Consider the following 25,718-nt stretch of genomic DNA (forward strand, 5'->3'; position numbering starts at 1 on the left):
TGAATTTACCTTTCATTTTCTTATTGGGAGGAGAGCGGATGAAAGAGGAAGAACGTGTCCTGATCATGGATCATTATGAACATGGCATTGTCATTAACGCCTTGAATGCACTGCGCAATGTTCTGATAGGGCAGCAGCGGCCGACCGATCCGGTGGATGAGTTGTTACTGAAAGCGATTGATGCACCTTATCAAAAAATAAAGCGCCGAGGACATTATGCGGCGCGCTGAAACCGCAAGGAGTAATCTTTTACTCTTTGCGGTTTTTTTTATTCCTGTCGTATGGGCGGCGCTTCTTTCCGCCCCCGCTTTTTCAAAAGGATTACCCGCGCTTCTGCTGCATCTTAATGAAGCGATCAATCATCCCTTTGACATTCAATGGGTGAGCGACACGCCTCGATGCATTCTCTTGTTTACGTTAGCTTATGGAATTGCAGTCGGCGTATATCTGGCCACGCCGCGCAATTATCGACGGCGAGAAGAGCATGGCAGCGCGAGATGGGGGAAACCCAAACAGCTTCATGCCAAATACCGAAGCAAGCAGCCGGAGCAAAACAAAATTCTGACGCAGCAGGTACGTATTGGCCTGGACGGTCGAAAACACCGCCGGAACTTAAATGTTCTTGTTGTTGGCGGATCTGGGTCTGGTAAAACACGGTTTTACGCTAAACCGAACGTCATGCAGACGCATACGTCCTTTGTTGTACTCGATCCAAAAGGCGAGATTTTGCGCGATACCGGGTATCTGCTTAAGTCTAAGGGTTACGACATTAAAATACTGGATCTCATTAATCCGAACCGTTCACATGGCTACAATCCATTCGCTTATTTGCAAGACGACAAAGATGTTCTCAAACTCGTCACCAATCTGATTCGCAACACGACTCCTAAAGGCAGCAATACAAACGACCCTTTTTGGGAGCGTTCCGAGACCGCTTTGTTGGAAGCGCTCGTGTTGTACCTTCTTTATGAAGCACCGCCCGAAGAGCAGAACTTTCCGATGGTAATGGAAATGATCGCTGCGGCGGAGGTGCGGGAGGATGACGAGACGTACCAAAGCCCGCTCGACGAACTATTCGAAAGACTCGCTATGCGCGACCCGGAACATTTGGCGGTCAAGCAGTACAACATTTTCAAGTTGGCAGCCGGCAAGACGGCCAAGTCCATTTTGATTGGCCTCGGCGTCCGGCTGGAGAAGTTCAACTTGCACACAATTGCGGGCATGAGCATGGTCGATGAAATGGAACTACCCACCATGGGAGAGAAGAAGTCAGCGTTGTTTGCCGTCATTCCTGATAACGACAGCAGCTTTAATTTTATCGTCGGGATGTTGTACACACAGCTTTTTCAATGCCTGATGTATGAGGCGGACTACAAGCATGGCGGACGGCTTCCGGTTCATGTTCACTTTGTCATGGATGAATTCGCCAATGTGGCGCTTCCCGACGAGTTCGACAAGTTGCTCTCCACCATGCGTAGCCGGGAGATTTCGGTTTCTATTATTTTACAAAACTTGGCGCAGCTCAAGGCGCTGTACAAGGACTCGTGGGAATCGATAGTAGGCAACTGCGACGAGTTTTTGTACCTGGGCGGCAATGAACAGTCCACCCATAAATACGTTTCGGAGTTGCTTGGGAAAGAAACGATTGACACCAATACCTATGGTCAGAGCAAGGGGCGCAGCGGCAGCTATTCGATCAATTATCAGCAATCAGGTCGCGAATTGCTCACACCCGATGAAGTGCGGTTGTTGGATAACCGTTACGCCTTGCTCTTTATTCGTGGCGAACGTCCAGTCCGGGACGACAAATACGATTTGCTCAAACATCCCCATGTTTCGCTTACGACAGATGGCAGCGGTCTTCCTTATCAGCATGGCGACACGGAATACTCGCTAGATTGGCGATCCATCGTGCTTCATGAAGACGGGGAGTACGAGTTGCTATCGGAAGAAGAGATGGAGATGCAATTTCTAAGAAAGGAATGATGAATTTGAAGTTCAAAATAAAGCGGCTGTTGGCGTTGTACGCCATGCTTATCCTGATGGGAACCGTGTTCATCTCCACCGCTTATGCAGAGGGAGATCCCATGGCGACGGTCAACAACCTATCCACTTTTATTTTCGGATTAATCCGCGCAATCGGTATGATCATTCTCGGTTTTGGCATTGTTCAGATTGGGTTGTCGCTCAAGTCTCATGACCCTTCTCAGCGCGCAAACGGTTTTCTGACACTTGCGGGAGGGGTCATTATTACGTTCACGAAGGAAATTCTTACCTTGATTACCGGATAAGCTTGCGCTTTTGCATAAGGGGGACGGACACTTCGTCCGTTCCCCGTCTACGGAAGGGGTGAGAATATGTCCAAAAACAGTTGGGTGATAGACAATCTTGAAAATGCTTTGGATACATGGAACGATAAGATGAACGAAATATGGAGCCTCGTTACGCAATCGCCGGCGGATTTTAAGGGCGGTGGTGTATGGCGCGTCATCACGGATATTCACGGTGCATTACAAGCGACAGGACTAGCGCTGCTAGTCTTGTTTTTTGTGATTGGGGTTGTCAGGACGACGGGCAGTTTCGCGGAAGTAAAAAAGCCGGAGCTGGCTGTTAAGCTTTTCATTCGTTTTGTGCTAGCCAAGGCGGTTGTCACCTATGGGCTAGAGTTGATGATGGCACTGTTTACGATTGTACAGGGGATCATCTCGACGATGATGGGGCGTTCCGGGTTCGGAACGTCAGAGGCAATGGCTTTGCCGAATACGGTCGTGGATGCGATTGAAGATGTCGGCTTCTGGCAAAGCATTCCGCTGTGGATCGTCACCATCCTCGGCAGTCTGTTCATTACAGTCCTATCCTTTGTGATGATCCTTTCGGTGTATGGGCGCTTTTTCCGAATGTATTTGTATACGGCAATTGCTCCCGTTCCGCTGTCCACATTCGCGGGGGAGCCAAGTCAAAACATCGGGAAGTCGTTCCTGAAGGGATACGCGGCTGCTTGTCTGGAAGGTGCAATTATTGTACTAGCATGCATCATCTATTCCGCTTTCGCTACGGCTCCCCCGGCTGTTGATGACGGGGCAGGTGCGATCACCATGGTATGGACTTACATCGGAGAGTTAATTTTTAACATGTTGGTTCTCGTCGGTACCATTAAAATGGCAGACCGCATCGTGCGCGAAATGATGGGACTGTAACAACGCCATACCATTGCCATCCTCTTCTCACGCTTCTAGGCTTAGTCCAATGATTCGCCCAGCAGTTCACGCACAGATACGTCCAGAGCTTTGGCAATCGCCACGACTTCGAAGTCCTGGACAAGTCGTTCTTGCCCTTCGAGCCGCGACAAACTGGTCGGACTGAGGTCGAGTCCCACCGTTTGTAATTTAGCGAGAAACTCTTTCTGTTTCATCTTTTTCGCTTTACGGAGGGCAACAACACGAGTTCCAATTATATTTTTGTCGCCCGGCGGCTCTTTCCGATGCTTCATGGATAACACCCACCTTACAAACCAAATTGTACGTGAGCGTATCGTTGTTTTAATGCGAAAATCGAATTAAAATAAAAAATAAACCGATTATCGCATTAAAAAAGGCAGTATTCAACCTGTCAGTCAGCGCAAGATACTGCTCCGCTCAGAAATGGAGGGCTGACCGATGAATCGATTACTGGCGCAATTAGAAGAAGAACGCAGAAAATTAAATGAACTGGGTATCGAATCATTGGAAAAAGGAATTCCTCTTGCCGAAAACCAATCGGTTCAGGAGCAAAGCCGAAAGATCGATCAGCTTATCGGCCGGCTGCAGAAAAAGAAGAATACTGGGCGCGGACAACAGCAACGATAACACAGAAGCGAGGGAGGAAGGATGGCGATGACATTCCCATCTTGGTTTCAACAAGCGATCCAGCGCAGATTGGATCAGGTTGCAGCTCAGTTTGAACGGCATCCAGAGTTGAAGAAGTATCGCGAGGAAGAGAGAACAGCTTATGAATCGATGGACGTGCGGAACGGCAACATACTCAATCCGGCATTTCTGGAATGGGAGGACAAGGCACATTTGGTACGGGCGATGGAAAATGAGTGCATGTATTTGCAAGGCATACGGGACGGTGCGCAACTTGTTGTATCGTTCCTGAACGATTCACTTTCCATCGATGATTCAAACAAAACGGAAGGCAACGAAAAGCGGTAGTCGAACCGGAGTAACTTAAACGGAGGCTCATGATATGGAAGTGAAAATCAACCGGGAAATCCGGGATTATACGGAAAGCTTGTTCTTCGGACTGTCCTTGCGACAGTTCTTTTTTTCTGTTCTGGCAGTTATTGCGGCGATTGGACTGTATTTTGGACTGCGAAGTTATTTCGGACTTGAAACACTGAGTTGGATGTGCATATTAGGGGCAGCTCCTTGCGCCGCGCTCGGATTTATCCGTTACCACGGCATGACGGCGGAGCAGCTCTTATGGACATTTGTAAAATCGGAGTTATTGATGCCAAGACAGCTTGTCTTCCGTTCATCCAACCTCTATTACGAAGTGCTGAAAGGAAGTATACACAAGCGTGAGCAAGAAAGGATGAAGCATAATGATTAAGACGCTTAAACGAACCATTAAGCAGGACAAAGAACGATCTGCCATACCCAAAAGCGTACAACAAGCGATCCCGATCCGCGCCATATGGCCGGACGGGATTTTTGCTGTCGGCAACAAATTCTCGAAGTCGTTTCGTTTTGCGGACATCAATTACGCGGTCGCTTCGCGAGAGGATAAGGAGACCATGTTCCTTTCCTACTCTGAACTGCTTAATTCATTTGATAGTGGTGCGACCACTAAGATTACGATTCACAATCGGCGACTTCATCAGGCAGATGTAGAACGTTCCATTTTTATTCCGCTCCGGGATGATGGGCTGGATGAGTATCGCCAGGAATACAACGATATGCTGTTTGACAAAGCGACGAATGGCAACACCAATGGAACGATTCAGGAGAAATACATCACCATCTCCGTGGTTAAAAAGAATGTGGACGAAGCCCGTCATTACTTTTCGAGGGTCAACACGGAGTTGTCGGCGCATTTCTCCCGACTTGGATCAAAATGTACCGAACTTGATGCGACAGACCGCTTGCGCATTCTGCATGACTTTTTCCGAGTTGGCGAAGAAGCTGATTTTCGCTTCGACATGCAGGAGATGATGCGCAAGGGACACGATTTCAAAGACTACATTTGCCCGGACACCTTCGAATTTGCCAAAGATCATTTTCGGATGGGGGATTACTACGGTCGGGTCATCTTTCTGCGCGATTACGCCAGTTACATCAAAGATAGCATGGTAGCCGAATTGTGCGACATGAACCGCAACTTGCTGCTGTCGCTTGATGTGATCCCGATCCCGACCGATGAAGCCGTCCGCGAAGTAGAAAGCCGTTTGCTTGGTGTGGAGACGAATATCACAAATTGGCAGCGACGGCAAAATCGTAATAATAACTTTTCCGCTGTCGTTCCTTACGACATGGAGCAACAACGTAAGGAGAGTAAAGAATTTCTTAGTGACCTGACTACACGTGATCAGCGGATGATGTTCGGGCTGCTTACGATGGTTCACATCGCAGACAGCAAGGAGCAACTTGATAACGATACGGAAACATTGCTTACTACGGCTCGCAAGCATCTATGCCAATTCTCCACGCTCTCCTATCAGCAAATGGACGGCCTGAATACAGTATTGCCGTACGGGCTGCGAAAGGTTCATGCGTTGCGGACACTCACAACTGAAAGTACGGCTGTCTTTATTCCGTTTCGAGCGCAGGAAATCATGCAGCCGAACGGTATTTATTACGGCCAAAACGTTATCAGCAAAAATATGATCATCGCCAATAGAAAGCAACTGTTAAATGGAAACAGTTTCATCCTCGGTGTATCCGGCTCCGGCAAGAGTTTTACCGCCAAGAGAGAAATCGTTAACCAGATTCTGGCGAGCGATGACGACATTATCTTGATTGACCCGGAGCGGGAGTATTCTGCGCTAGTGAATGCGATGGGCGGCGAGACGATTCATATCTCAGCGACTTCACCGAATCATATCAATGCCATGGACATGAACCGAAATTACGGCGATGGGGCCAATCCAATCATCCTTAAATCGGAATTCGTCCTGTCATTGTGCGAGCAGTTGATCGGCGGACATCAGCTTGGCGCGAAGGAGAAATCGCTCATTGATCGATGCACCGCTTCTGTGTATCGCAAATATCTACAGAGTAACTATAAGGGACAACCGCCGACTTTGCAGGATTTTCGTGCGGAGCTGCTCAAGCAGGCAGAACCGGAAGCGCAGGACATCGCACTAGCGATTGAGCTGTTTACTGCTGGTAGCTTGAACACGTTCGCCCAGCCAACCAATGTCAACGTCCACAATCGGCTCATTTGCTACGATATTCTCGACTTAGGCAAACAGCTTCTTCCAATCGGCATGCTGGTGGTGCTGGACAACATCCTCAATCGGATTACACAAAATCGTGCCATGGGTAAGAATACGTTTATCTTCATTGATGAGATATATCTTCTTTTTCTACACGAATACAGCGCCAACTTTTTGACCACGCTTTGGAAGCGGGTACGAAAGTATGGCGCTTTTTGTACGGGAATCACGCAGAATGTGGATGATCTATTACAAAGCCATACTGCCCGTACAATGCTCGCAAATAGCGAGTTTGTTGTCATGTTAAATCAGGCGAGCACTGACCGTATGGAACTTGCCGAACTACTCAATATTTCCGACCTGCAACTTTCTTACGTTACGAATGTTGATGCCGGGAACGGGTTGATGAAAGTAGGCAGTTCTCTTGTACCGTTTACTGACAAATTTCCGCGCAACACGAAATTGTACCGCTTAATGTCGACGAAACCTGGAGAGTAATTAAATTAATAATTGACGGCTGATTGGAATTATGATTAGCCGTCTTGCACTAAATTCTCGCGCAATAACTTTATCGGCTTCAGATTGGGGAAATGTATACAAAGGTGGCATTGGGTTATTTTATATTGACAAGCGTTTCTAAAAAAATATAAACGAATTGATGTTGAACATAAATGTTGAAAAAGTTAAAATGGAAATGAGAATGATGTTTGTGTTTATTCCGTATGAACTTGTCCGAGGAGAATACAATGAAAAAAGTAACGCTTCAAATGATAGCGGATAAGGTAGGGGTGTCGAAGGCCTTAGTTTCGAAGGCGTTGTCTCATGACCCTGCCGTAAAGGACGAAACTAAAAATGATATTTGGCGTACAGCCGAGGAACTTGGTTACCCAGTTCATCTAAGAAATAATAAAAGAGATAAGCCACGTGTCAAAACCGGATATATTGCTGTCATTATGCCGAGAGCCTACCTAAACGATTTTGAGTATTGGGGGCGCATAATGCGTGGAATTGAACAAGCTATCAGCGAAAAAGGATACACGATGATTTTAGCCGGTATCGATCTGGCCAGTGTAAGCGATACGCTTCCCGCTGCCATTAAAGTCGATAAAATCGATGGCGCTTTGGTGCTTGGACATATAGCTGAGTCAGCGATAGAAGAACTTGAATCCAGGAATATACCCTTCGCTATGATCGATACGAGCTTACTTAGTCCCGATCTTGACCATATTCTATCCAATAATTATCTCGGAGCCTACGATGCGGTGGGGAGAATCCTAAAAGTTGGTCACAGGCAGATCGGATTTGTCGGTGATGTCGATTCAGCTTGGAGTTTCACGGAGCGGGCAAGGGGATGTGTGGATGCGGTAAAGATGTTTAATGCAGCATCTCCAAATACTAAAGCTACGATCGAATGGATATCGGGTGTGGGAGCAAGCGGCACAGGCAACTATATAAAGCCAGAGTTCGGAGAGCAACTCATTCAGGCTATCCACTCTAAATCTCCCGTAACGGCCTTTTTTTGCGCCAACGATATGTTCGCCTTCGATACGATTAACCGACTGGCAGAAGAAGGCATGTCTTCTCCCGAAGATTATTCCATTGTGGGATTCGATGATCTATCGCTAGCCGGAATGATGCATCCAAAACTGACTACAGTGCGTGTTGCCAAAGAGAGTATCGGCTATCGGGCCGTTGAGATTTTGCTGCGGCGTATCGCTCAGCCAGATAGCCAAAGTGAGGTAGTCATGGTTGGCACAAAATTTGTCGAACGCGATACGCTAAGGTCGGCTGATGATGAGGGTTAGCTAGAGCTATAAAAAATATTGTATTGTGGACTGCTGGAATTACTCAGCAGTCCCTTTTTTATTGAATATTTTAATTAAACATTATGATAAGTTAAATTATATGTTGAATTATACAAAACACAATGATATAATTCATCATGTAAGCGATATCATAATTTTAAGGGGGATACATCAGAATGAAAAAGAAATTAACGGCAGCGCTATCGCTCGCATTGCTCGCGGGTGGATTGGCGGCATGTGGTAGTACCAGCAATAATACGTCCAGTTCTTCGCCCAGCGCTAGCGCATCCGCGACGAGCGAGTCAGGAGCTTCGGCATCGTCCGAACCGTCGGCTAGCGACATCAGCGGTACGATTACGTACTTAAGCAACCGAACCGACCTGATCGGCAATACCTACGACGAATACGCCAAACGCTTCCACGAAAAGTACCCCAACGCACAAGTTAAATTCGAGGCGGTTACCGACTACGACAAAACGGCTAAGATACGCCTTACTTCAGGCGAATATCCTGATGTTATGAACATTCCGGGCAATGTTTCCAACTCAGACCTAGCCACCTACTACGCGCCGCTTGATGACCTCGGGCTTAACGATCGGCTCCGCTTTAAGGACAATCGCTCCCTGGATGGCAAGGTATATGGTATCGCCTCCGGTGTCGATATCGTTGGCATCGTGTATAACAAGAAAGCATTTGCGGATGCCGGTATCACAGAGATCCCGACGACGCTTGATGCTTTCTACGCGGCGGCTGAAAAACTGAAGGCTAAAGGTGTCGTGCCGCTTGCTTCCAACTTCAAAGATCAATGGCCGTTATATCCATTTTCGAAAGAAGTGCCGATCGCCATCGCGAATGACGGCAACTTCTACAACGAACGCGTCGATTCCGACACGCCATATACGATGGACGGTCCGTTCGGCCAGTCGATGAGCATTATCCGCACGATGTATGAAAAGGGCTATCTTGAACCGGACGTCAACTCGACCAACTGGGAGCAATCCAAAAAGGATATTGCGAGCGGAAAAGTTGCGATGTATTTCCTTGGTCAATGGGTTATTCCGCAAGTAATTGACACGGGTACTCCGTCCGAAAACGTCGGATTCTTCCCGTTCCCTTATGACAATGCTGGTGGTAAAAATGTCGTGCTGTCTCCAGGTGCAGGTGTATACGGTATCAACAAAAATAGCAAAAACCTCGAAGTCGCCAAGGCATTTGTAAAATGGATGATCGAAGAGTCCGGCGCAGATTCCGATGTATTGCCCATCTTGAAAGATAAGCAACCAACTCTGCCGCAGCTCGTCGAGTTCGAATCCTATAAGCCGAACTATATTGAACTTGTGACGGATACGGCTCAAGCGGTTGACCTTACAAATAAGGCACAGATCACGAAAGAAGCGATTGTGCAAGAATTTATCCTTGCCAAAGACCCGGCGTCCGTCTTCGCCAGTTACAACAAGACATGGGCGAAAGTCAAGAAATAACAAAAACCAGCCGTACGACGCCGGCTCGGACCCAAATTAATGGTTCGACCGGCGTCTTTCCCTCGTCCGACTATGATGTGAAGGTGTGATTCGTGTTGCCATACGCAAGACAACGTAAGTTGCTAATCGTCACATTTCTGGCTATTCCGCTTTTTTTACTAGCATTGTTGACCTATTATCCGGCTTTTAAGTTGCTGTACTATAGCTTCACCGATTGGAACGGTCTGTCCGCGAAGTTTAATTGGCTTGGACTGGATAATTATAGGGAAGTATTCACGAATCGGGACTTCTTTGGCGTGTTCGTCAATCAGCTTCCGTACTTTTTCGGAGGCATTTTACAAAATGTGATCGCGCTTTTATTCGCTATTGTTCTGAACTCGAGATTGCGCGGAAGAAACGGATTTAGGTTGTTGCTCTTTCTTCCTTACATTATAAATGGCGTAGCAATCGCGTTTATGTTTCAGTACGTGTTCGATACAACAAACGGATCGTTGAATATCTTGCTTGATTTGGTCGGTCTGGACGGGCTTAAACAGAGTTGGTTGGGCAATGCAGCGCTTGTCAATTATTCGCTCGCCGGTATCAGCCTGTGGCGGTATATGGGATACACAATGATCATCTATCTTGGTGCATTGCAGTCTCTGCCGAATGATATGTACGAGGCGGCTCGCATTGACGGAGCCGGTCGGTTCCAGTCGTTGTGGCATCTAACGCTACCTAGCCTTACGACAATTATACAGCTTAATCTATTTTTAACGCTCAGCGGTGCCCTATCCGTATTTGACCTTCCTTACATTCTGACCAAAGGTGGTCCAATTGGCGCGAGCGAAACCTTCCTGCTTAAGACAACTGAAACGGCGTTTGAGTTTAACAATTCGGGTTTGGCATCGGCAATGAGTGTTGTGTTATTGCTTCTGACAATTGGGCTACTCGGCTTGCAACGTTTGGTCATTCGGGGGGAGAGAGCATGATAAAGAGAAAAGTAGATCCCGTCCATTGGCTGAAATACGTTATTCTCATATTTTGGTCGTTTCTAATCGTATTTCCTCCATATGTCATCGTTGTGAATGCATTTAAGCGCACGGATGAAAATACGAGCCCCTTCGCCCTACCGCATTCATTCACTTATTTGGAAAATTTCCACGTTGCTTTTGAACGGGCTGATTTGGGCCGAGGCTTCCTAAACACCGTCATCATTATCGCATTATCCCTTGTCGGGAACGTGCTTCTCGGGACAATGGTCGCCTACGTGCTAGGTAAATTCCGTTTCCGCTTTCGGTCCTTTATCATGGGCGCTTTTTTGTTCGCGACGGTCATACCAACGATTACGACGCAGGTCGTCGTCTTTTCCATAATGAAGACGTTTGGCTTATTTAACACAATGTTCGCGCCGGTACTACTGTTCGTTGGGGCTGACGTTATTCAGATCTATATCTACCTTCAGTTTATTCGCAATATCCCGGACGAGCTTGACGAGAGTGCGATGATGGACGGAGCGAGTTTGTTCCGCATTTACCGTTCAATCATTTTCCCTCTGCTTGCCCCAGCTACAGTGACGCTGGTTATTCTTAAAACAATTAACATTTACAATGAGCTTTATATTCCCGTTCTTTATATGCCTAAAAGTGAGTTGGTAACAGTTTCAACGTCGATTTTCCGCTTCGCCAGTAACAACCAGGCACAGTGGAGTTATATCAGTGCAACCATATTACTTATTATGATCCCCACGGTTGTGCTCTACTTGTTCCTACAGCGCTATATTTTCTCGGGCATTACAAGCGGTTCGGTCAAAGGGTAACGAAAGAAGATATTTGTTAAGTGTACTTGTCAATGGGGTAGTCGTGTAGAAAGGAAGGTCAGGACTTCATGATTGAACACAAGATAAGCGATAAACGCTGGGAAATGAAGGGGTTCTGGCCATGGGTTCCATGCAAAGGAACGAGTATGGAGATTGGAAATGAATTGATGGGTGTAACCGAGTGGTTGCCGGCGACTGTACCCGGAGGTGTTCATCAGGATCTTTATGCGGCGGGACTAATTGACGATCCATACATGGACGACAACAGTGTGAAGTGCGAATGGGTTGAAAACCGATGGTGGGTATATCGTACCACCTTCGAGTTGCCGGAGTTGAAGGGAGAACGGGTAGAACTCGTATTCAAGGGTCTTGATTATGAGGCGATTATCACGTTAAACCAGGTTCGACTCGGAGAACATGTCGGTATGTACGAGCATGCGGTGTACGATGTGACCGAGCTCCTGCGTAATGCCAAGACTGCTGAGTTGCAGGTCGTTCTGAAACATCCTCCGGACGAAATGGGACAGATCGGGCTGACTTCACAAACGTTCACGCAAAAGAGCAGGTTTAACTATAAATGGGATTTTTCCACGCGTCTTGTCAATATAGGTATTTGGGACGATGTCTTACTTCGTATTCACGGCACTTCTTCCTTATCGGATATTTCCATCTCTACTAATTTTGACGGAGTAACGGGACAAGTCGCAATCACAGCGGACGTAAGAAAATACAGCGCGACTGGCAGTGCCTCGGTAGGTACAACAATGTTTGTTGAGGCGACTCTGATTGACCCGAATGGTGAGAATGTCGCGTCAGTTTCAGCGCCGGTCGTATTAGCATCAGACAAAGCCTTGCTTGGTACTGGTCAATCGGAGTTGGCATTTACAGTCGAAAAGCCGCGTCTGTGGTATCCAAACGGGTATGGCGAGCAACCACTGTATCGATTGCATCTGCGGTTGCTGGAGGATGAAGTGGTGTCTGATGAGCACTGCCGCGAGGTAGGAATTCGCAGCCTCTGCTATGAAAAAAATCCGGGTGGGCCGGCTGATGCTCTACCGTATACATTCGTCATTAACGGTGAACGTATCTACATTCAAGGTGCCAATCTTACGCCACTTGATCATTTATATGGAAATATCCGCCGTTCACACTATGAATGGACGATTCGGTTAGCGAAGCACGCGAATATGAACATGCTGCGTATTTGGGGGGGAGGGCTGATTGAGAAAGATTGGCTTTATGAATTGTGTGACCGTCATGGCATCTTAATTTGGCAGGAATTTATTCAATCGAGTTCTGGAATAGACAATGAGCCGTCCAAGAAGCCAGAGTTTCTCACACTATTAGCGAGTAGCGCGACGCATGCGCTAAAAATGCGGCGCAACCACGTATCACTGGCCGTATGGAGCGGTGGCAACGAATTAATGAGCGAGTTTGATCGTCCCTCTACGTACGAAGATATGAATCTTGCGATGCTTCGTGAACTCGTGGCTATACACGACCCAATGCGGCTGTTTTTGCCTACGTCGGCATCTGGACCCGTACAGTATGTCACACGTGAAAAAGGTGTTAGCCATGATGTGCACGGGCATTGGAAGTACGAGGGCAATCCGGAACATTACACTTTGTATGGGGAGGCCGACTACTTATTTCACAGCGAATTCGGCGTCGATGGAGTAAGTGCCGTGAGGAGCCTGAGAAAATTTCTGTCTGAACCGCATCTAAAACCGACCTCTATGCGCAACGATCTTGTATGGCGACATCATGGTGAGTGGTGGGATACGTACGATCGCGACACTGCGCTATTCGGTAGTTTCAATGACTTAGCGGATTTTGCAGATGCGAGCCAGTGGATGCAGGCGGAAGGTCTGCGCTTTATCTTGGAAGCCAACCGCAGACGAATTCCCTTCAATAGCGGCAGCCTTGTGTGGCAACTAAACGAGCCATGGCCGAATGCTTCCTGCACGAACTTAGTTGATTATTACATGGAGCCAAAGATGGCTTACTATTGGGTGCGAGAAGCCTATCGTCCTGACCGGATATCTCTTGATTACCGCCGACTTGATTATCGTCCGGGTGAAACGATGCACATGTCCGTTTATTGGCATCGCAGGACGGGAGGAAATGTTTTAGAGAAACCAGTGCAACTAAGGTTGTTGGACGGTCGCGGGTATCTGCTCAGCGAGCGTACAATCGACATTCGAGCGGAGCCTGGGGATTGTATTGTACGGGGCGATGTAGAGTTGGAAGCGCCGGTTACGGAGGATGGGCTTTTCATCGTACGGTTACATGTTGAGGGGCAGGAGGAGCCCGAGTGCGACTATTTCTTCTCGACTGCAGTGCAAAAGATCTATCGGTCTGCTTTCGCTTATCATGATGCCGATTTATGTGTGGAGCCGGAGGTAGAGTGGGAGAGGGATTCGTTTATGTCCGGCGATGGGCTTACCGTCTGCTCGCGAACCTATAGGGTTGTGAATCGGGGAGAGAGAGCAGCAATGCATATCTATCCGATCGAGACGAGCGACAATTACTGGATGCTTGCAAATGATGCGTATTTTACGTTGCTTCCGGGAGAGAGCAGAAAAATAATAGTGCTCTGTACGCCGCGTTGTCATGAGGTATTTACGGCAGCTCGAACATCTGCGCCGATTGAACTTGAGCCTGAGATCGTATTTTCATGTTTCGGTGCTAAGGCAAGAGTTCCGCAAGTTAATCAAGCATTAACACACATAAGCACGATTAACTAATCAAAAAAACCAATCGAGGAGTGAATGTAAATGAGTAGATCTGGCTTGATAGTCAAAAGACTGCTCTGTGTTTCGCTGGCTATAACACTGATATTCGGGGGGTTACTGCATCCCGGGATGAAGCGCGTGAGCGCCGCCTCCATTCAGTCGATCGTTGACGGCGGATTCGAATCGGGGAACCTTGGAGCATGGAGTACTTCTAGTACAAAGTTTCAAATCGTCTCAGATTTTAAACATGCGGGCGGCTATGCACTTAAAATTGCGAGTACGGCCCAAGATTGGGATAGCATGACACAGAATGTTGCTGTACAACCGGGAGCCGATTACAAGCTCACGTATTATGGCAAAGGTGCAAACGCTTACTTAAAGGTACTTGCAGAAGACTGGTCCTCTGCGCTATACGAGGGAAACACGAACAACGGTGAAGATTGGACAAGAAATGAGATCACATTCAACAGCGGTGGACAATCAAACATTGTTCTCTACCTATCCGATTCTGGCGCCGATGCCTATTTCGATGACTTCGTATTGGAGCGACTACCGGGAAGCGTTGTTGCCAACGGCGGTTTCGAAAACGGAGATACGAGCGGTTGGAGCACGGAAAGTGCTAAGTTCACTGTTACTGCAGACGAGAAGCATGATGGTACGTATGCGCTTAAAGTAACAAGCGGATTGCAGGAGTGGCAGAGCTTTGCACAAACTGTTGATGTCAAGCCGGACACGACGTACAAATTCAGTTTTTATGGCAAAGGTACAGGTAATGTTGTCTACAAGCTGATCAATGTGAAAAACGGTGCGTACGCCAATGCTATCCTTGATAAGACGACGACAAATCAAGCTGGTAGTTGGACTGCTTATGAGGCGACCGTTACAACGGGCAGCGATGTATCACAGCTCGCGATTTATCTTTCAGATTCTGGCGCGGATGCATACTTCGATGAGTTTAAACTGACTGAGCAGCCTTCTTCTCCACTCATGTTGAACGGTGGTTTCGAATCGGGCGACACTGTCGGCTGGTCAACAAGTCCCGGGAAGTTTGGGGTCTCGGACGAAATAGCTTACGACGGAGTATATGCTATGAAAATCACAAGTACGACGCAAGCGTGGGACTCAATGACGCAGAATGTTGACGTTCAGCCGGATACAGACTATGTCTTGACATTCTACATGAAGGGAGCGAACAGTGCCTACTACAAGGTTTTGAAAAAGGATTGGTCGGCTTCAATCAAGGAGGGCAATACCCAGACGAGCGCCTCCGACTGGACACTGAACGAGATTAAGTTTAATAGCGGCTCGAACAATCAAGTTGTCGTTTATCTGTCAGACACAGCTAGCGACGCCTATGTAGACAGCTTCGCAATCTCCAAAGTATCGAGGGAGGTTGGAGCAATGCAAAACGGGGGTTTCGAGAGCGGAGACTTAACAGCATGGAACGCTGGAGACAGTTCTGCGTTTAGTGTCACGGATGCAGTCTATCGGACGGGGGGATATGCGCTGGATATTGCAGGAGGCAGCACGGAAGATAACCTCATTCAACGTATTCCTGTTCGCAATGGTACGAATTATAAGCTTACATTCTATGGAAAGACGACCGCTGGAGGCTTGGAGGCTTCTGTGCTGTCTGAGGACGAGGCAAGAACATTAGCTCATATCTCGGTATCGGACATTTCCAACGAATGGGTTGCTTATTCCCTAAGCTTTAATACAAACAGCAGTCAACAGATCGTCTTGAAGCTGTCCGGTTCGGCGACAGGAGGATACTTGGATGACTTCGATCTAGCTAAGGATACGATTGTGCCTGATAATGGCAGACAGGCTGCCAGTACGGAGGGCTTTAACCTTAAAGATGTCGGGCTAGTCGATCCTGATGCTACGGCAGCCACAAGATCTTTATTTGCCTATCTGGATAATATCCGAGAAGACTATACGCTCTTTGGTCATCAGAACGACACCTATGAGATGGTCGTGCCAAATGTCACATCCGATACGTACAACTCAGTTGGTGCTTATCCTGCCGTCTTCGGCTGGGAAGCCGAGAATCTAAGGACGGATATGGATACAATTGTTCAGAAGGTCAAGGACGCCTACCGTATGAATGGCATCAGTACCTTGAGCGATCATATGCCGAACTTTACATCCGGGGGCGGGTTCGGAGACATGACTCCCACCGCTCAGCGTATTTTGCCGGGTGGCGAAGACAATGCGAAATTTACGGCTTGGCTTGATCAACTCGCCGCGTTCGCAAAATTAGCCGTCGACGACAACGGCCAACCGATACCAATTATTTTCCGACCATTCCATGAAAATTCCGGCATGTGGTTCTGGTGGGGGACGACGAATACGACGAAAGACGAATTCATCCATCTATGGCGGTACACGGTTGAGTATCTGCGAGATACGAAGGGTGTACACAACTTCTTATACGCATACTCGCCTAACGGTCACTTCGCGGACGAGAGCGACTATCTGAGCCGCTATCCGGGTGATGATTATGTCGATATTATGGGTTTCGATATGTACAATGACAGCCCTAAATATGACAGTGGTTGGATGGAAGCGATACTGAAGGATGCGCAATACGTCGTCGGTGCGGCAGCAGAGCATGCAAAGGTACCTGCATTGACGGAGACGGGACTGCGCTGGGATGGCAGTAACGGGCTAGCGCTTGAAGGCAATACGATGCCCGATTGGTACATGGTGCTGCACGATACGCTCATGAGCGATCCGACAGCGAAGAAGCTCGCTTATATGATGGTATGGAGAAATCAACACGATGAGACGCCTTCGCACTTCTGGGTTCCATACCGTAATCATCCAACCTTGGGCAATCACGAAATGTTGGACGAATTCGTACGCTTCTACAATCAAAATGACATCCTGTTCGCTGATCGCGTCACCGGGAACTACAGTCAGGCCGTAAGTACGCTCGCGAAGTCTCCTTACGCATATATAATGGCACCGGGAGACAAGGAGAAGATCAAAGGTGAGTATACGCTGAAAACAAAGGTATTCGACTATGGCAAGGGCGTCCAAAAAGTCAATTTCACGATTGGTGACGGGGACGCAATCGTCGCAAGTCTTGGCGTGGACGGTTACTATTCTGCCGCCTGGGATTCGACCACTGTTGCTGATGGCAAATTCGCGATCAGGACGATGGTCACACTGGGCGACGGTACGGTGCTTGAAGATGCAAAGATGAATGTCGTTGTATCCAATAGCGATGAAGGCGGTACGGGAGATGCGGCGCTGGTCGATGATTTCGAGAGCTATGCGGGTGATAATGCAGAGCTTCGCTCGACTTTCGTCAAAAACAGCAATGGCGACATGAACACGATCTCGCTCGTACCTACGCCGGTGCCAGACAAGACTGGTTACGCGATGAAGTTCGTCTACAATCTCGGCTCCTCCGGGTATACGGGCGTAGCAAAGACACTTAACGCCGATTGGTCGAAAGCAACTGCGCTCGGATTATGGATTGTCGGCGACGGCAAGGGTCAGGACATCATTCTTCAACTGTCGTCTGGCGGCAACTCCACCGAAGCGCATCTGAACCAGTTCACAGGCTTCGATCCGAATTCAACCGAGCCGCAGTATTTGGAGGTGCCATTCAGCCAGTTTGGCGTCAAATCGGGTAGTCCGCTGGATCTGTCGACGATCCGTTCGTTTGCCTTGTACATCAATGCCGTTGCCAACGCGAAAATTACCGATAGCACGATCATTATCGACGAGATTCGGGCAGTAATCCCCAATATAGCGCCTGTGCTCGAGCCAATCGGGGCAAAGTCTATCGCCGAAGGTCAGACACTCACGATTGTAGCGCATGCCACTGATGCGAACGGCGACGCGCTTGTCTACACCGCATCTGGACTACCGAGCGGCGCAACGTTTGACGCAGTTACACACAGGCTGGTCTGGACGCCAGGCTACGACCAGGCGGGCAGCTATACGGTTCGCTTCATGGTGAGCGATGGTAAAGAGACTGCTTTCGAGGATGTGACGATCACGGTGACCGATACATCCGTCGTAAATCCCGGTCCGATAACGGGCGGTGGCGATGTCCCAAGTACGACGACAGATAACGTTCAGGTCGTCATCAATGGAGAGCAGGCTCGCGTTACGCTGACTAATGAAGCGACGAAGGCGATTATTCCGGTAGCAGATTTGAAGGGCTTGCCGCTGTTGGTACATGCTGGCGCTGTCAATCTCACTGTGCAGTCATCGCTGATTAAACGCTTGATCACACTTGCAGGCGGCGACGAGGGAGTGAAATTAGAAGTCCGCTTGCAGCCAATCACAGTGGATGCCAATACCCTCCCTTCATCAGCGAACGATACCCTGAAGTTGGCTGGCAATGTGTATGAGCTTGAACTGATGTTGCTGTCCAAGGACGGCAAGTCATACTCGATCAATCAGATAGATGGAGACATTCAACTGTCGCTTTCTTATGGTGACGCACAAGTTAAGCCGCAACTGCTTGGTATTTATTATTTGAATGAAACTGTAGGTAAGTGGGAATATATCGGTGGGAAGCCTGATACCACATCTAAAACGGTGACCACAGATCTTACGCATCTGAGCAAATATGCGGTGCTCGAGTATAGTAAGAATTTTGAGGACGTACCTAGCACGCACTGGGCGTTTGACGCTGTGCAGACGCTGACAGCCAAGCATGTACTATATGGGGTGAGCGAATCGGCGTTTGCACCGGGGGCTGCCATAACGCGTGCGGAATTTGTTGCGATGCTTGTACGCGCGCTGGGGCTCGGGGCTGCGGATTACGCGGGAGGTTTCAATGACGTACGCTCCACAGACTGGTACGCATCCAGTGTACAGGCAGCCGTAGACGCGGGGCTTGTGCAGGGAGTGAGCGAAATACGCTTCGCGCCGAGTGAGCGGTTGACCCGTGCTCAGATGGCCGTCATGCTCATACGTGCTATGAAGCTAGAAACTGCGAGGGGCGAGTTGCTGTCCTCGTATGTAGATCGTGAAGAGGTCCCGGCTTGGGCAGAGATCAAATTCGCGGCAGCCGTATCCGCGGGTCTGATTGAAGGACAGGGTGGTCAACGCCTTGCACCAAATGCGACGGCCACGCGTGCTGAAGCTGCAACGATTATATTGAGAATGCTGGCAAAGCAGCAGTGAGTTGAGTTTTAAGAGAATAGCCCGGTCTGTATGCAGACCGGGCTTTCTTTTAAATAAATAAATGTTGGGAGGATGAGTAAGATGAAAAAATGGTTAGTTGCAATTCTCATGGTATGTTGCTTTTGGTCAGCAGTGGGACTATCAGGACCCTCAAAGGCAGAGGCGGCCACGCCGGTCAATCCGAATGCATCAGCAATTACGAAGAGTTTACTAAACTATATTGCTGGTCTATCCGGAAAGTATACGCTTGCTGGTCAGCACGATAAGCCTGGTTCGACGACGGCGGCCTTCAATCAAGCGAAAACAATCACCGGCCAGTATCCTGCTTTGTGGGGAAGTGACATGGGCTTCACTTCTTCGGGGCTTGACACGATGAACAATCGCCAAGGTGTTGTAAACGAGGCGAAAAGCAAATGGGCAGCGAATTCAGTTGTTACACTTACATGGCATATGTGCAAGCCTGGTACGACGGCACCGTGTAGTTGGGACGGAAACGTATACAATTCACCGCTGACAAGCACCCAATGGACGCAGATCGTGACGCCGGGTACGACGCTGTACAATCAATTCATCAGCCGTATCGATGAAGCAGTACCGTATCTGCAGCAACTGCGAGATGCAGGTGTCCCAGTTCTATGGCGTCCATTCCACGAAATGAATGGCTCCTGGTTCTGGTGGGGAGGGAACACGACGAATTCCAAAAAGTTGTATCAGATCATGTATGATCGTTATACGAACGTGTATGGACTGAATAATCTGATTTGGGTATGGAATGTAGACCGGCCAAGTAGTGGTGCTCCGTCTAACTATTATCCCGGTGCAGGCTATGTCGATATATTGAGCATGGATATTTATGATAATGATTTCAATAGTTCTTATTACAATACAATGGTGTCGCTAGCGGCTGGCAAACCGATCGCGCTCGGAGAAGTTGGCAATCTACCGACCCCGTCCATCCTAGACGCGCAACCGAATTGGGCGTACTTCATGGCTTGGACAGAGCATTTGACAGGATCGAATACGAACACACAGATTCAGTCGACCTACTGGGCGAGTCGTGTAATCACTCAGAATGAAGTTGCAGTTCCTGTGGCAGGGGCTGCCAATAAGGCATACAACAAGAGTGCATATTCAGGCACTGTTGAAAGCGCTTCATATCCACCTTCTCTAGCTGTAGATGGAAATGGTTCGACCCGTTGGGCTTCCGCATGGCAGAACCAAGATTGGTTTTACGTAGATCTTGGTTCGGTTCAGCCAATGTCTATGGTTAAGTTGCAGTGGGAAGCGGCATATGCGAAAAAGTTCCAGATACAGTTATCGAATGACAATATCAGTTGGTGGACTGTATATACGGATGAAAATGGCACAGGAGGCGTCCAGTACGTGACGTTCCCTTCAACTTCAGCACGTTATGTCAAACTATATGCTTATGAACGGGCAACGACATACGGCTATTCTTTATACGAATTTGAGGTCTATTGAGCATTCCGGTCTAGATTAAATGACAACTCTCTATCTCGAAATGATTTGTAGATAATGGAACTACAACCATTAGAATAGGAGAGAGGCTAGCCTTTCTTTTTAGAACACTCTAGGACGAAATGAGGCATAGCCATTAAGAGGCTGTGCCTTTTTTGATATACAAGAGGTGATTTTTTGAATGTTCAAAATATTATTCCCATAGAAGGTTCGTGTCGTTGGAAGAATGAGAACATAAAAGTATTACTGGCAGATGGTGACTCTGAATGGCAACAACGACTTAGCATGATAATCAATGCTGAACCGGATATTAATTTATTCCATATCGTATCCACAGAAGAAGAAGCGATTCGTGCAAGTATACAATTGGACGTTGACGTAATCGTTATGGATGTTATTTTGAACTCATCCAAAAGGGGCGGAATAGATATTTTGGCTGAGATTTATAGAAAGAGAGCAGTGCCGATTATTGTCTGTTCTTCAAATCATGACCCGGAAGTTATGGTTGAGGTAATTGTAGCCGGTGCAGTCAATTATATTTCAAAAACGAATTACCCAAGTCTACCTACTGCAATCAGAGAGGCACATTACGGACAGTCCTCCCTTCATGCGGATGTCGCAGCAATAATTCGCGATGAAATAGGGCGTATAAAGCGAAAAGAATTGGACTGGATGCTTACACCTACAGAAAAAGAGATTCTGCAACTTGTGGGTCTGGGCTATCGTCAGTCGATTATTCGAGAGCTACTTGGGGTTGCCCCAAATACAATGAAATCTCATGTGCGGCATATTACAGGGAAATTTGGTACGCGATCAGTTCGAGAAGCGGCTGAGAAGGCGAAACGAAGAGGGCTTTACGATTTACATTAAAGTAAGGGATTTTTTCTCGGTTATTTCGATGAATTTCGACATATCAATGTCGGCAAAGGGTGACAAAAAAATCACCCTCCACAGTCGAATCAATAGTAGGTAAAATGGAGGGTAATCCCGGGAAATTAGGGAAAATGTCCCGTTTCAAAGGTGGTGGACAAAAAAGTGAACTTTGGGGAATGTTGTCGGAGAATCATGTCTGAAGTAAACCAATAATGGGACAGGCACATTCCGTGTAAAGGATGATGGCTTAAACTTACTAAATGATGTGTCTGTCCCCACTTTAACAATGAAGGGATGATCGTCATGGATCAATTGGAAACGGAGCGTGAATTATGTCTATTGGTAGGTATTGATATGAAATTCATTCAGGTGTGGAGTGCTACGATAAAAATGCAGTCGAAATACACCCTCGTATGAAATAAAATGAAAGCAAACGAGGGGACGAGTGACAATGAACAGATACGACAAGGCATTTAAAGAAGAAGCAGTCAGATTGAGCGATGAGATAGGCCCCAGGAAAGCCGCCGAGCAGTTAGGCGTAGCCTACTACACTTTGCAGGGATGGAGAAAGCAAAGAATCCTGCACGGCGACGGGGCGCATACCGGGAGCGGACTCACTTCTGCCGATAAGACTGCGCGTGAAATCGAATTAGAAAAAGAAATAGGCGAGTTGCGCCGTGCCAATGACATTCTCAAGGACGCACTCGGTTTTTTCGCAAAAGACCGGAAGCGGTAAAAGCGCGTCAGCTCTATGCGTACATCCGTGAACGACGGGATCGATGGCCCGTCATGATGATGTGCGAGGTACTTGCTGTCAGCGAATCGGGCTATTACCGTAGCTTGAAGCCCACGCCCAAACAGGAGCGGCAACAACGCCTTCTGGTCAAAATCAAAGACATCATTGGAGAACATGAAGACAACCGTAATTACGGCGTCCAACGTATCCTGCTGGCGCTGTCACAGATAGAGATTACGACCAGCTACAGCACCGTCTATCGCATCATGAAGAAGCATGGGCTGCTGAAGAAAGCGAAGCGTCATCCAAACGGCATTACGCGCGAGGATGCCGCAGCTCAAAAGAGCGAGAACCTGATTCAGAGAGACTTCAAATCCTCAGCACCTAACCAAAAGTGGTTATCGGATATCACCGAAGTCCCTTGTTCAGATGGCAAGCTATATCTGTCCGCCGTGCTGGATTGTTTTAACGGAGAGATCGTAGGTTTCGCCATGGACGACAATATGCGTAAAGAACTCTGCATCAAAGCTTTTGAGAACGCCTGTAGAGCGAGAAATGCTCGCGGAATGATTTATCACAGCGATCGGGGCAGCCAATTCACGAGCCATGCATTCCGGAAGAGCCTGGCTAAACGAGATGCCATTCAAAGCATGAGCGGCACAGGGCGTTGCTATGACAACGCAAGGATGGAAAGCTTTTTTGCTACGCTAAAGAAAGAGAAGCTGTACAAGATCAACACGGAACGCTATCCGATGACCTATATTCAATCGATCATCTTCAGATACATCATGGTCTACTACAACAGACGGCGGATCTACACCTCTAATCCAGGGGGCTGGCCCCCAGCTATTTATCGCGAAAGAATGCTGTCACAAGCAGCTTAGCAAGGATTTCTGTATGAGGGTGTTTTCAAACTGCACTTTTTTTGACAACTCCAGTGCCATGTGAAAGGGGAGTTGCTTTTGGAGTTGGAGAGGGTAGCTTATGAATCTTGCACAGAAGCCTATTCCCTACGAGAAAGTCGAAGCATGGCTGGTGTCCTATAAAGATTTGAAAGCTAAGCTGGAGTATACACAATCTGAGCTTAAACATATCCCGGGATTAACAAGGGCATTACATGAGTGGGTAAACCATAGCAATAGTAGGAATAAAGAGCCATTGTTGCGAACGATTATTCATCGAATAGAGATTACAGAGTATGAAATCCCGTTGCTATTATCGCGAATTGGATTAATGGATTATGCTCTTTCTGTGCTGACGGTAGAGGAAAAATTATTCGTTCGATTACGATACTTGGATAAACTGACGCTTCCAGCTATCATGGATCGCCTAGCATTTTCACGTCGTGCATTTTTTTATCATCGGAAACGAATCTTGCATAAAGTCTATCAGCAGATTAAAGATCGGGAGGCCCTGATGGAACTTGATTCTTTTGGAGAAGATTAAATATCCCCGGTATAAGAAGATGCTATCGCATCTTCTATTTTTTGCGCACCTAGTACGTGTATCCTCCATATAACTCCGGAATTGCTTTAATCCCCGATATTCGTTGCTCGTTCTTCCTTTTCTTCATAACCCGACCGTCACACTTTATCAAGGCGAAGAAGTTTGCACTATTTTTGCACCAAGCATGTACCGAACTTTGCATTTGATTTGCCCTCGTTTTGCACAACAAGTGCACCCGACTTGCACTTATTTCATGATACTCTGTTATTGTTTTAAGACTATGGAATACTTGTCGTTTTCCTTTTATGTTTCTGCTAATGACGACTTTATACGAAGGGAGGAAAATGATTTCTTAGTTTCAATTTGATTTACAATTACTCGCTACTTGATGTTCCTAATTCCATTGTTGCCTATCAAGCGCCATTTCATTTTTTGCTGTGATCAGCGAAATGAAAAATGGCGCTCTCTTTATTTTCTGAACGAACTAAAGTGCTATCTATTGCAGGGATTACTGTTAACGGCCTTTGAGACAAGTCATCTTAATTCGTCGGGCAACACCAATACATAATAGATAGGCCTCTTACTCGCAATGGTGTTGCTACGTGAGGAAGGAGGTTGATATTATGTGCCCCTGCGGCATAAAATTTCGAACCCTGATAGTCCTACAGTACCTCAACGAACGATACTTTTAGACTTGGCTGCAAATCAGCATTGGAATGCTGAGCAGCAAGGTCTTTTTTATTTTTCATACAAAATCAATAAAGGCAAAGGGAGCTTAGGCTGTCGTTCACCTCCCTCCGTTTTGGTTTGCCAAACAAACCAAAACGGAGGGACGAATATGAAAAGAATTAACTTACGGGATATGTATCCCTTTATTAAAACGGATGTATGGGTTGAGGTGGACGACGAAGTTGCGCAAGAAATGCGTCAATTCGACCTGGATGAAAGTGCATACAAACTGCGCACGTATCGCCATAAGGCATATTATTCGCTTGATCGAAATGACGGTATTGAGCAGGATATTCTCTTTCTTTCGCTTTCATCGGAGGAAGTTTACGAGCACAGACTTTCCCAACAGCAACTTTATGAGGCTATGTGCCAGTTGCCAGAGAAATCCGCCAGACGAATTTATGCTCACTTTTTTCTAGGCATGAACAAAGTCTCGATTGCCAAAGCGGAGCATGTCGATGAACGGGCCGTTCGTAAGTCTATCCAAAGAGGCTTGAAACAAATGGCGCATTTTCTTAAAAAAAGTGATGGTGTCAAGCCCAAAGGGTCCGATTTGTTTGCCCAAATGAACTGATTGATAGGAGCTATGTAGGGCGGCGGCTGGCAATAGCCAGCCGCCTATGTTCCATGAGAGGGGCTGATAATCATGAATCCGATCCATTTCCGAGATACGGAACATGAAAACTTCTATTATCGAATGCTGGATGAAAGGAACTGCAACGATGGCTATCATCGGGCGCTTTTTTACACGTTGGGCATTTCCCGGGATGCTCGGAGTCATATCCGGGACTTATTTGACTTCTCTAATGGAGGCATTAAACCAAGTGGTATAAATGCCCCGTGGCAGACTGGCAGTTCTATTCGTGTGTGCAGGCTTGCTTTTAATTTATGGAATGGTTGGACAGAAAAAGATGGAGAACGCTGCTCCACGCCTCACGAATTATTCGATTGCAGTTACGCTCCTTATTTTTTTGAAGCGATTCGCCTTCGTTATCCGGATTATTGCCGAAGCAAGGAGAGCAGTATCAAGCGCTTGAACGAAAAAATTCGCTGAATGGCGACCA

At 47.4% G+C, this 25,718-nt stretch carries 22 protein-coding genes; 21 read left to right on the forward strand and 1 reads right to left on the reverse strand.

The features are described 5' to 3' along the window. Nucleotides 1–38: 38 nt before the first annotated feature. The 4 genes from VQ071_RS11955 to VQ071_RS11970 all read left to right on the forward strand — a co-directional run bounded on the left by VQ071_RS11955 (nucleotide 39) and on the right by VQ071_RS11970 (nucleotide 3,197). Entirely contained in the window at nucleotides 39–230 is a 192-nt protein-coding gene (locus VQ071_RS11955) for a hypothetical protein (RefSeq protein WP_340514224.1), read from the forward strand. Continuing rightward, the gene (locus VQ071_RS11960) at nucleotides 217–1,986 is read left to right on the forward strand and encodes a VirD4-like conjugal transfer protein, CD1115 family (RefSeq protein WP_340514225.1); all 1,770 of its coding nucleotides are present in this window, start codon (nucleotides 217–219) and stop codon (nucleotides 1,984–1,986) included. The genes VQ071_RS11955 and VQ071_RS11960 overlap by 14 nt, the downstream gene beginning before the upstream one ends. A 5-nt stretch (nucleotides 1,987–1,991) precedes the next feature. Next, nucleotides 1,992–2,291, forward strand: coding sequence for a glutamyl-tRNA amidotransferase (locus tag VQ071_RS11965; RefSeq protein WP_445293284.1), 300 nt, complete (start codon nucleotides 1,992–1,994; stop codon nucleotides 2,289–2,291). 66 nt (nucleotides 2,292–2,357) lie between these two features. Beyond that, nucleotides 2,358–3,197 (forward strand): hypothetical protein, encoded by an 840-nt coding sequence (locus tag VQ071_RS11970; RefSeq protein ID WP_340514226.1) that lies wholly within the window; start codon nucleotides 2,358–2,360, stop codon nucleotides 3,195–3,197. 41 nt (nucleotides 3,198–3,238) lie between these two features. Here VQ071_RS11970 and VQ071_RS11975 read toward each other — a convergent pair whose 3' ends face one another. Beyond that, nucleotides 3,239–3,490, reverse strand: coding sequence for a helix-turn-helix domain-containing protein (locus VQ071_RS11975; protein ID WP_340514227.1), 252 nt, complete (start codon nucleotides 3,488–3,490; stop codon nucleotides 3,239–3,241). 166 nt (nucleotides 3,491–3,656) lie between these two features. Here VQ071_RS11975 and VQ071_RS11980 point away from each other — a divergent pair, with 166 nt between their 5' ends. The 17 genes from VQ071_RS11980 (at nucleotide 3,657) to VQ071_RS12060 (ending at nucleotide 25,708) form a co-directional block, all read left to right on the forward strand. Beyond that, a complete protein-coding gene (locus tag VQ071_RS11980; RefSeq protein WP_340514228.1) occupies nucleotides 3,657–3,845 on the forward strand; it encodes an aspartyl-phosphate phosphatase Spo0E family protein in 189 nt (62 codons plus the stop codon). 21 nt (nucleotides 3,846–3,866) lie between these two features. Continuing rightward, nucleotides 3,867–4,193 carry a hypothetical protein gene (locus tag VQ071_RS11985; RefSeq protein WP_340514229.1) on the forward strand — a complete coding sequence of 109 codons (327 nt, stop codon included), beginning with the start codon at nucleotides 3,867–3,869 and terminating at the stop codon, nucleotides 4,191–4,193. Nucleotides 4,194–4,227: 34 nt separating this feature from the next. After that, nucleotides 4,228–4,593, forward strand: a complete 366-nt coding sequence (locus tag VQ071_RS11990) for a PrgI family protein (protein WP_340514230.1) — start codon at nucleotides 4,228–4,230, stop codon at nucleotides 4,591–4,593. After that, nucleotides 4,586–6,916: a VirB4-like conjugal transfer ATPase, CD1110 family gene (locus tag VQ071_RS11995; RefSeq protein ID WP_340514231.1), complete on the forward strand. Its 2,331-nt coding sequence runs from the start codon at nucleotides 4,586–4,588 to the stop codon at nucleotides 6,914–6,916. Before VQ071_RS11990 ends, VQ071_RS11995 begins: the two co-directional genes overlap by 8 nt. Nucleotides 6,917–7,164: 248 nt before the next feature. Beyond that, nucleotides 7,165–8,223 carry a LacI family DNA-binding transcriptional regulator gene (locus VQ071_RS12000; RefSeq protein ID WP_340514232.1) on the forward strand — a complete coding sequence of 353 codons (1,059 nt, stop codon included), beginning with the start codon at nucleotides 7,165–7,167 and terminating at the stop codon, nucleotides 8,221–8,223. 176 nt (nucleotides 8,224–8,399) lie between these two features. Further along, nucleotides 8,400–9,704, forward strand: a complete 1,305-nt coding sequence (locus VQ071_RS12005; protein WP_340514233.1) for an ABC transporter substrate-binding protein — start codon at nucleotides 8,400–8,402, stop codon at nucleotides 9,702–9,704. A 95-nt stretch (nucleotides 9,705–9,799) separates the two neighbouring features. After that, complete coding sequence (locus VQ071_RS12010; protein ID WP_445293288.1) at nucleotides 9,800–10,675, forward strand: carbohydrate ABC transporter permease; 876 nt, start codon at nucleotides 9,800–9,802, stop codon at nucleotides 10,673–10,675. Then, nucleotides 10,672–11,502 (forward strand): carbohydrate ABC transporter permease, encoded by an 831-nt coding sequence (locus VQ071_RS12015; RefSeq protein ID WP_340514235.1) that lies wholly within the window; start codon nucleotides 10,672–10,674, stop codon nucleotides 11,500–11,502. Before VQ071_RS12010 ends, VQ071_RS12015 begins: the two co-directional genes overlap by 4 nt. 68 nt (nucleotides 11,503–11,570) lie before the next feature. Next, on the forward strand, nucleotides 11,571–14,249 hold the full coding sequence (locus tag VQ071_RS12020) for a glycoside hydrolase family 2 protein (RefSeq protein ID WP_340514236.1): 2,679 nt from the start codon (nucleotides 11,571–11,573) through the stop codon (nucleotides 14,247–14,249). Nucleotides 14,250–14,279: 30 nt separating this feature from the next. Further along, nucleotides 14,280–19,391 carry a glycosyl hydrolase gene (locus VQ071_RS12025; RefSeq protein ID WP_340514237.1) on the forward strand — a complete coding sequence of 1,704 codons (5,112 nt, stop codon included), beginning with the start codon at nucleotides 14,280–14,282 and terminating at the stop codon, nucleotides 19,389–19,391. 81 nt (nucleotides 19,392–19,472) lie between these two features. Further along, on the forward strand, nucleotides 19,473–20,873 hold the full coding sequence (locus VQ071_RS12030) for a glycosyl hydrolase (protein WP_340514238.1): 1,401 nt from the start codon (nucleotides 19,473–19,475) through the stop codon (nucleotides 20,871–20,873). Between the two features lie 174 nt (nucleotides 20,874–21,047). Continuing rightward, a complete protein-coding gene (locus VQ071_RS12035) occupies nucleotides 21,048–21,740 on the forward strand; it encodes a response regulator transcription factor (protein WP_340514239.1) in 693 nt (230 codons plus the stop codon). Between the two features lie 454 nt (nucleotides 21,741–22,194). Continuing rightward, nucleotides 22,195–22,479: a transposase gene (locus VQ071_RS12040; RefSeq protein ID WP_340514240.1), complete on the forward strand. Its 285-nt coding sequence runs from the start codon at nucleotides 22,195–22,197 to the stop codon at nucleotides 22,477–22,479. Nucleotides 22,480–22,502: 23 nt separating this feature from the next. Further along, nucleotides 22,503–23,363, forward strand: a complete 861-nt coding sequence (locus tag VQ071_RS12045; RefSeq protein ID WP_340514365.1) for an IS3 family transposase — start codon at nucleotides 22,503–22,505, stop codon at nucleotides 23,361–23,363. Nucleotides 23,364–23,463: 100 nt separating this feature from the next. Further along, nucleotides 23,464–23,925, forward strand: coding sequence for a hypothetical protein (locus VQ071_RS12050; RefSeq protein WP_340514241.1), 462 nt, complete (start codon nucleotides 23,464–23,466; stop codon nucleotides 23,923–23,925). A gap of 838 nt (nucleotides 23,926–24,763) precedes the next feature. After that, entirely contained in the window at nucleotides 24,764–25,228 is a 465-nt protein-coding gene (locus VQ071_RS12055; RefSeq protein ID WP_340514242.1) for an RNA polymerase sigma factor, read from the forward strand. A gap of 72 nt (nucleotides 25,229–25,300) precedes the next feature. Next, nucleotides 25,301–25,708 (forward strand): DUF6075 family protein, encoded by a 408-nt coding sequence (locus VQ071_RS12060; protein ID WP_340514243.1) that lies wholly within the window; start codon nucleotides 25,301–25,303, stop codon nucleotides 25,706–25,708. The last annotated feature ends 10 nt before the right edge of the window (nucleotides 25,709–25,718 follow it).

Source organism: Cohnella sp. 56, assembly GCF_037963805.1.
Taxonomy (GTDB): Bacteria; Bacillota; Bacilli; order Paenibacillales; family Paenibacillaceae; genus Cohnella.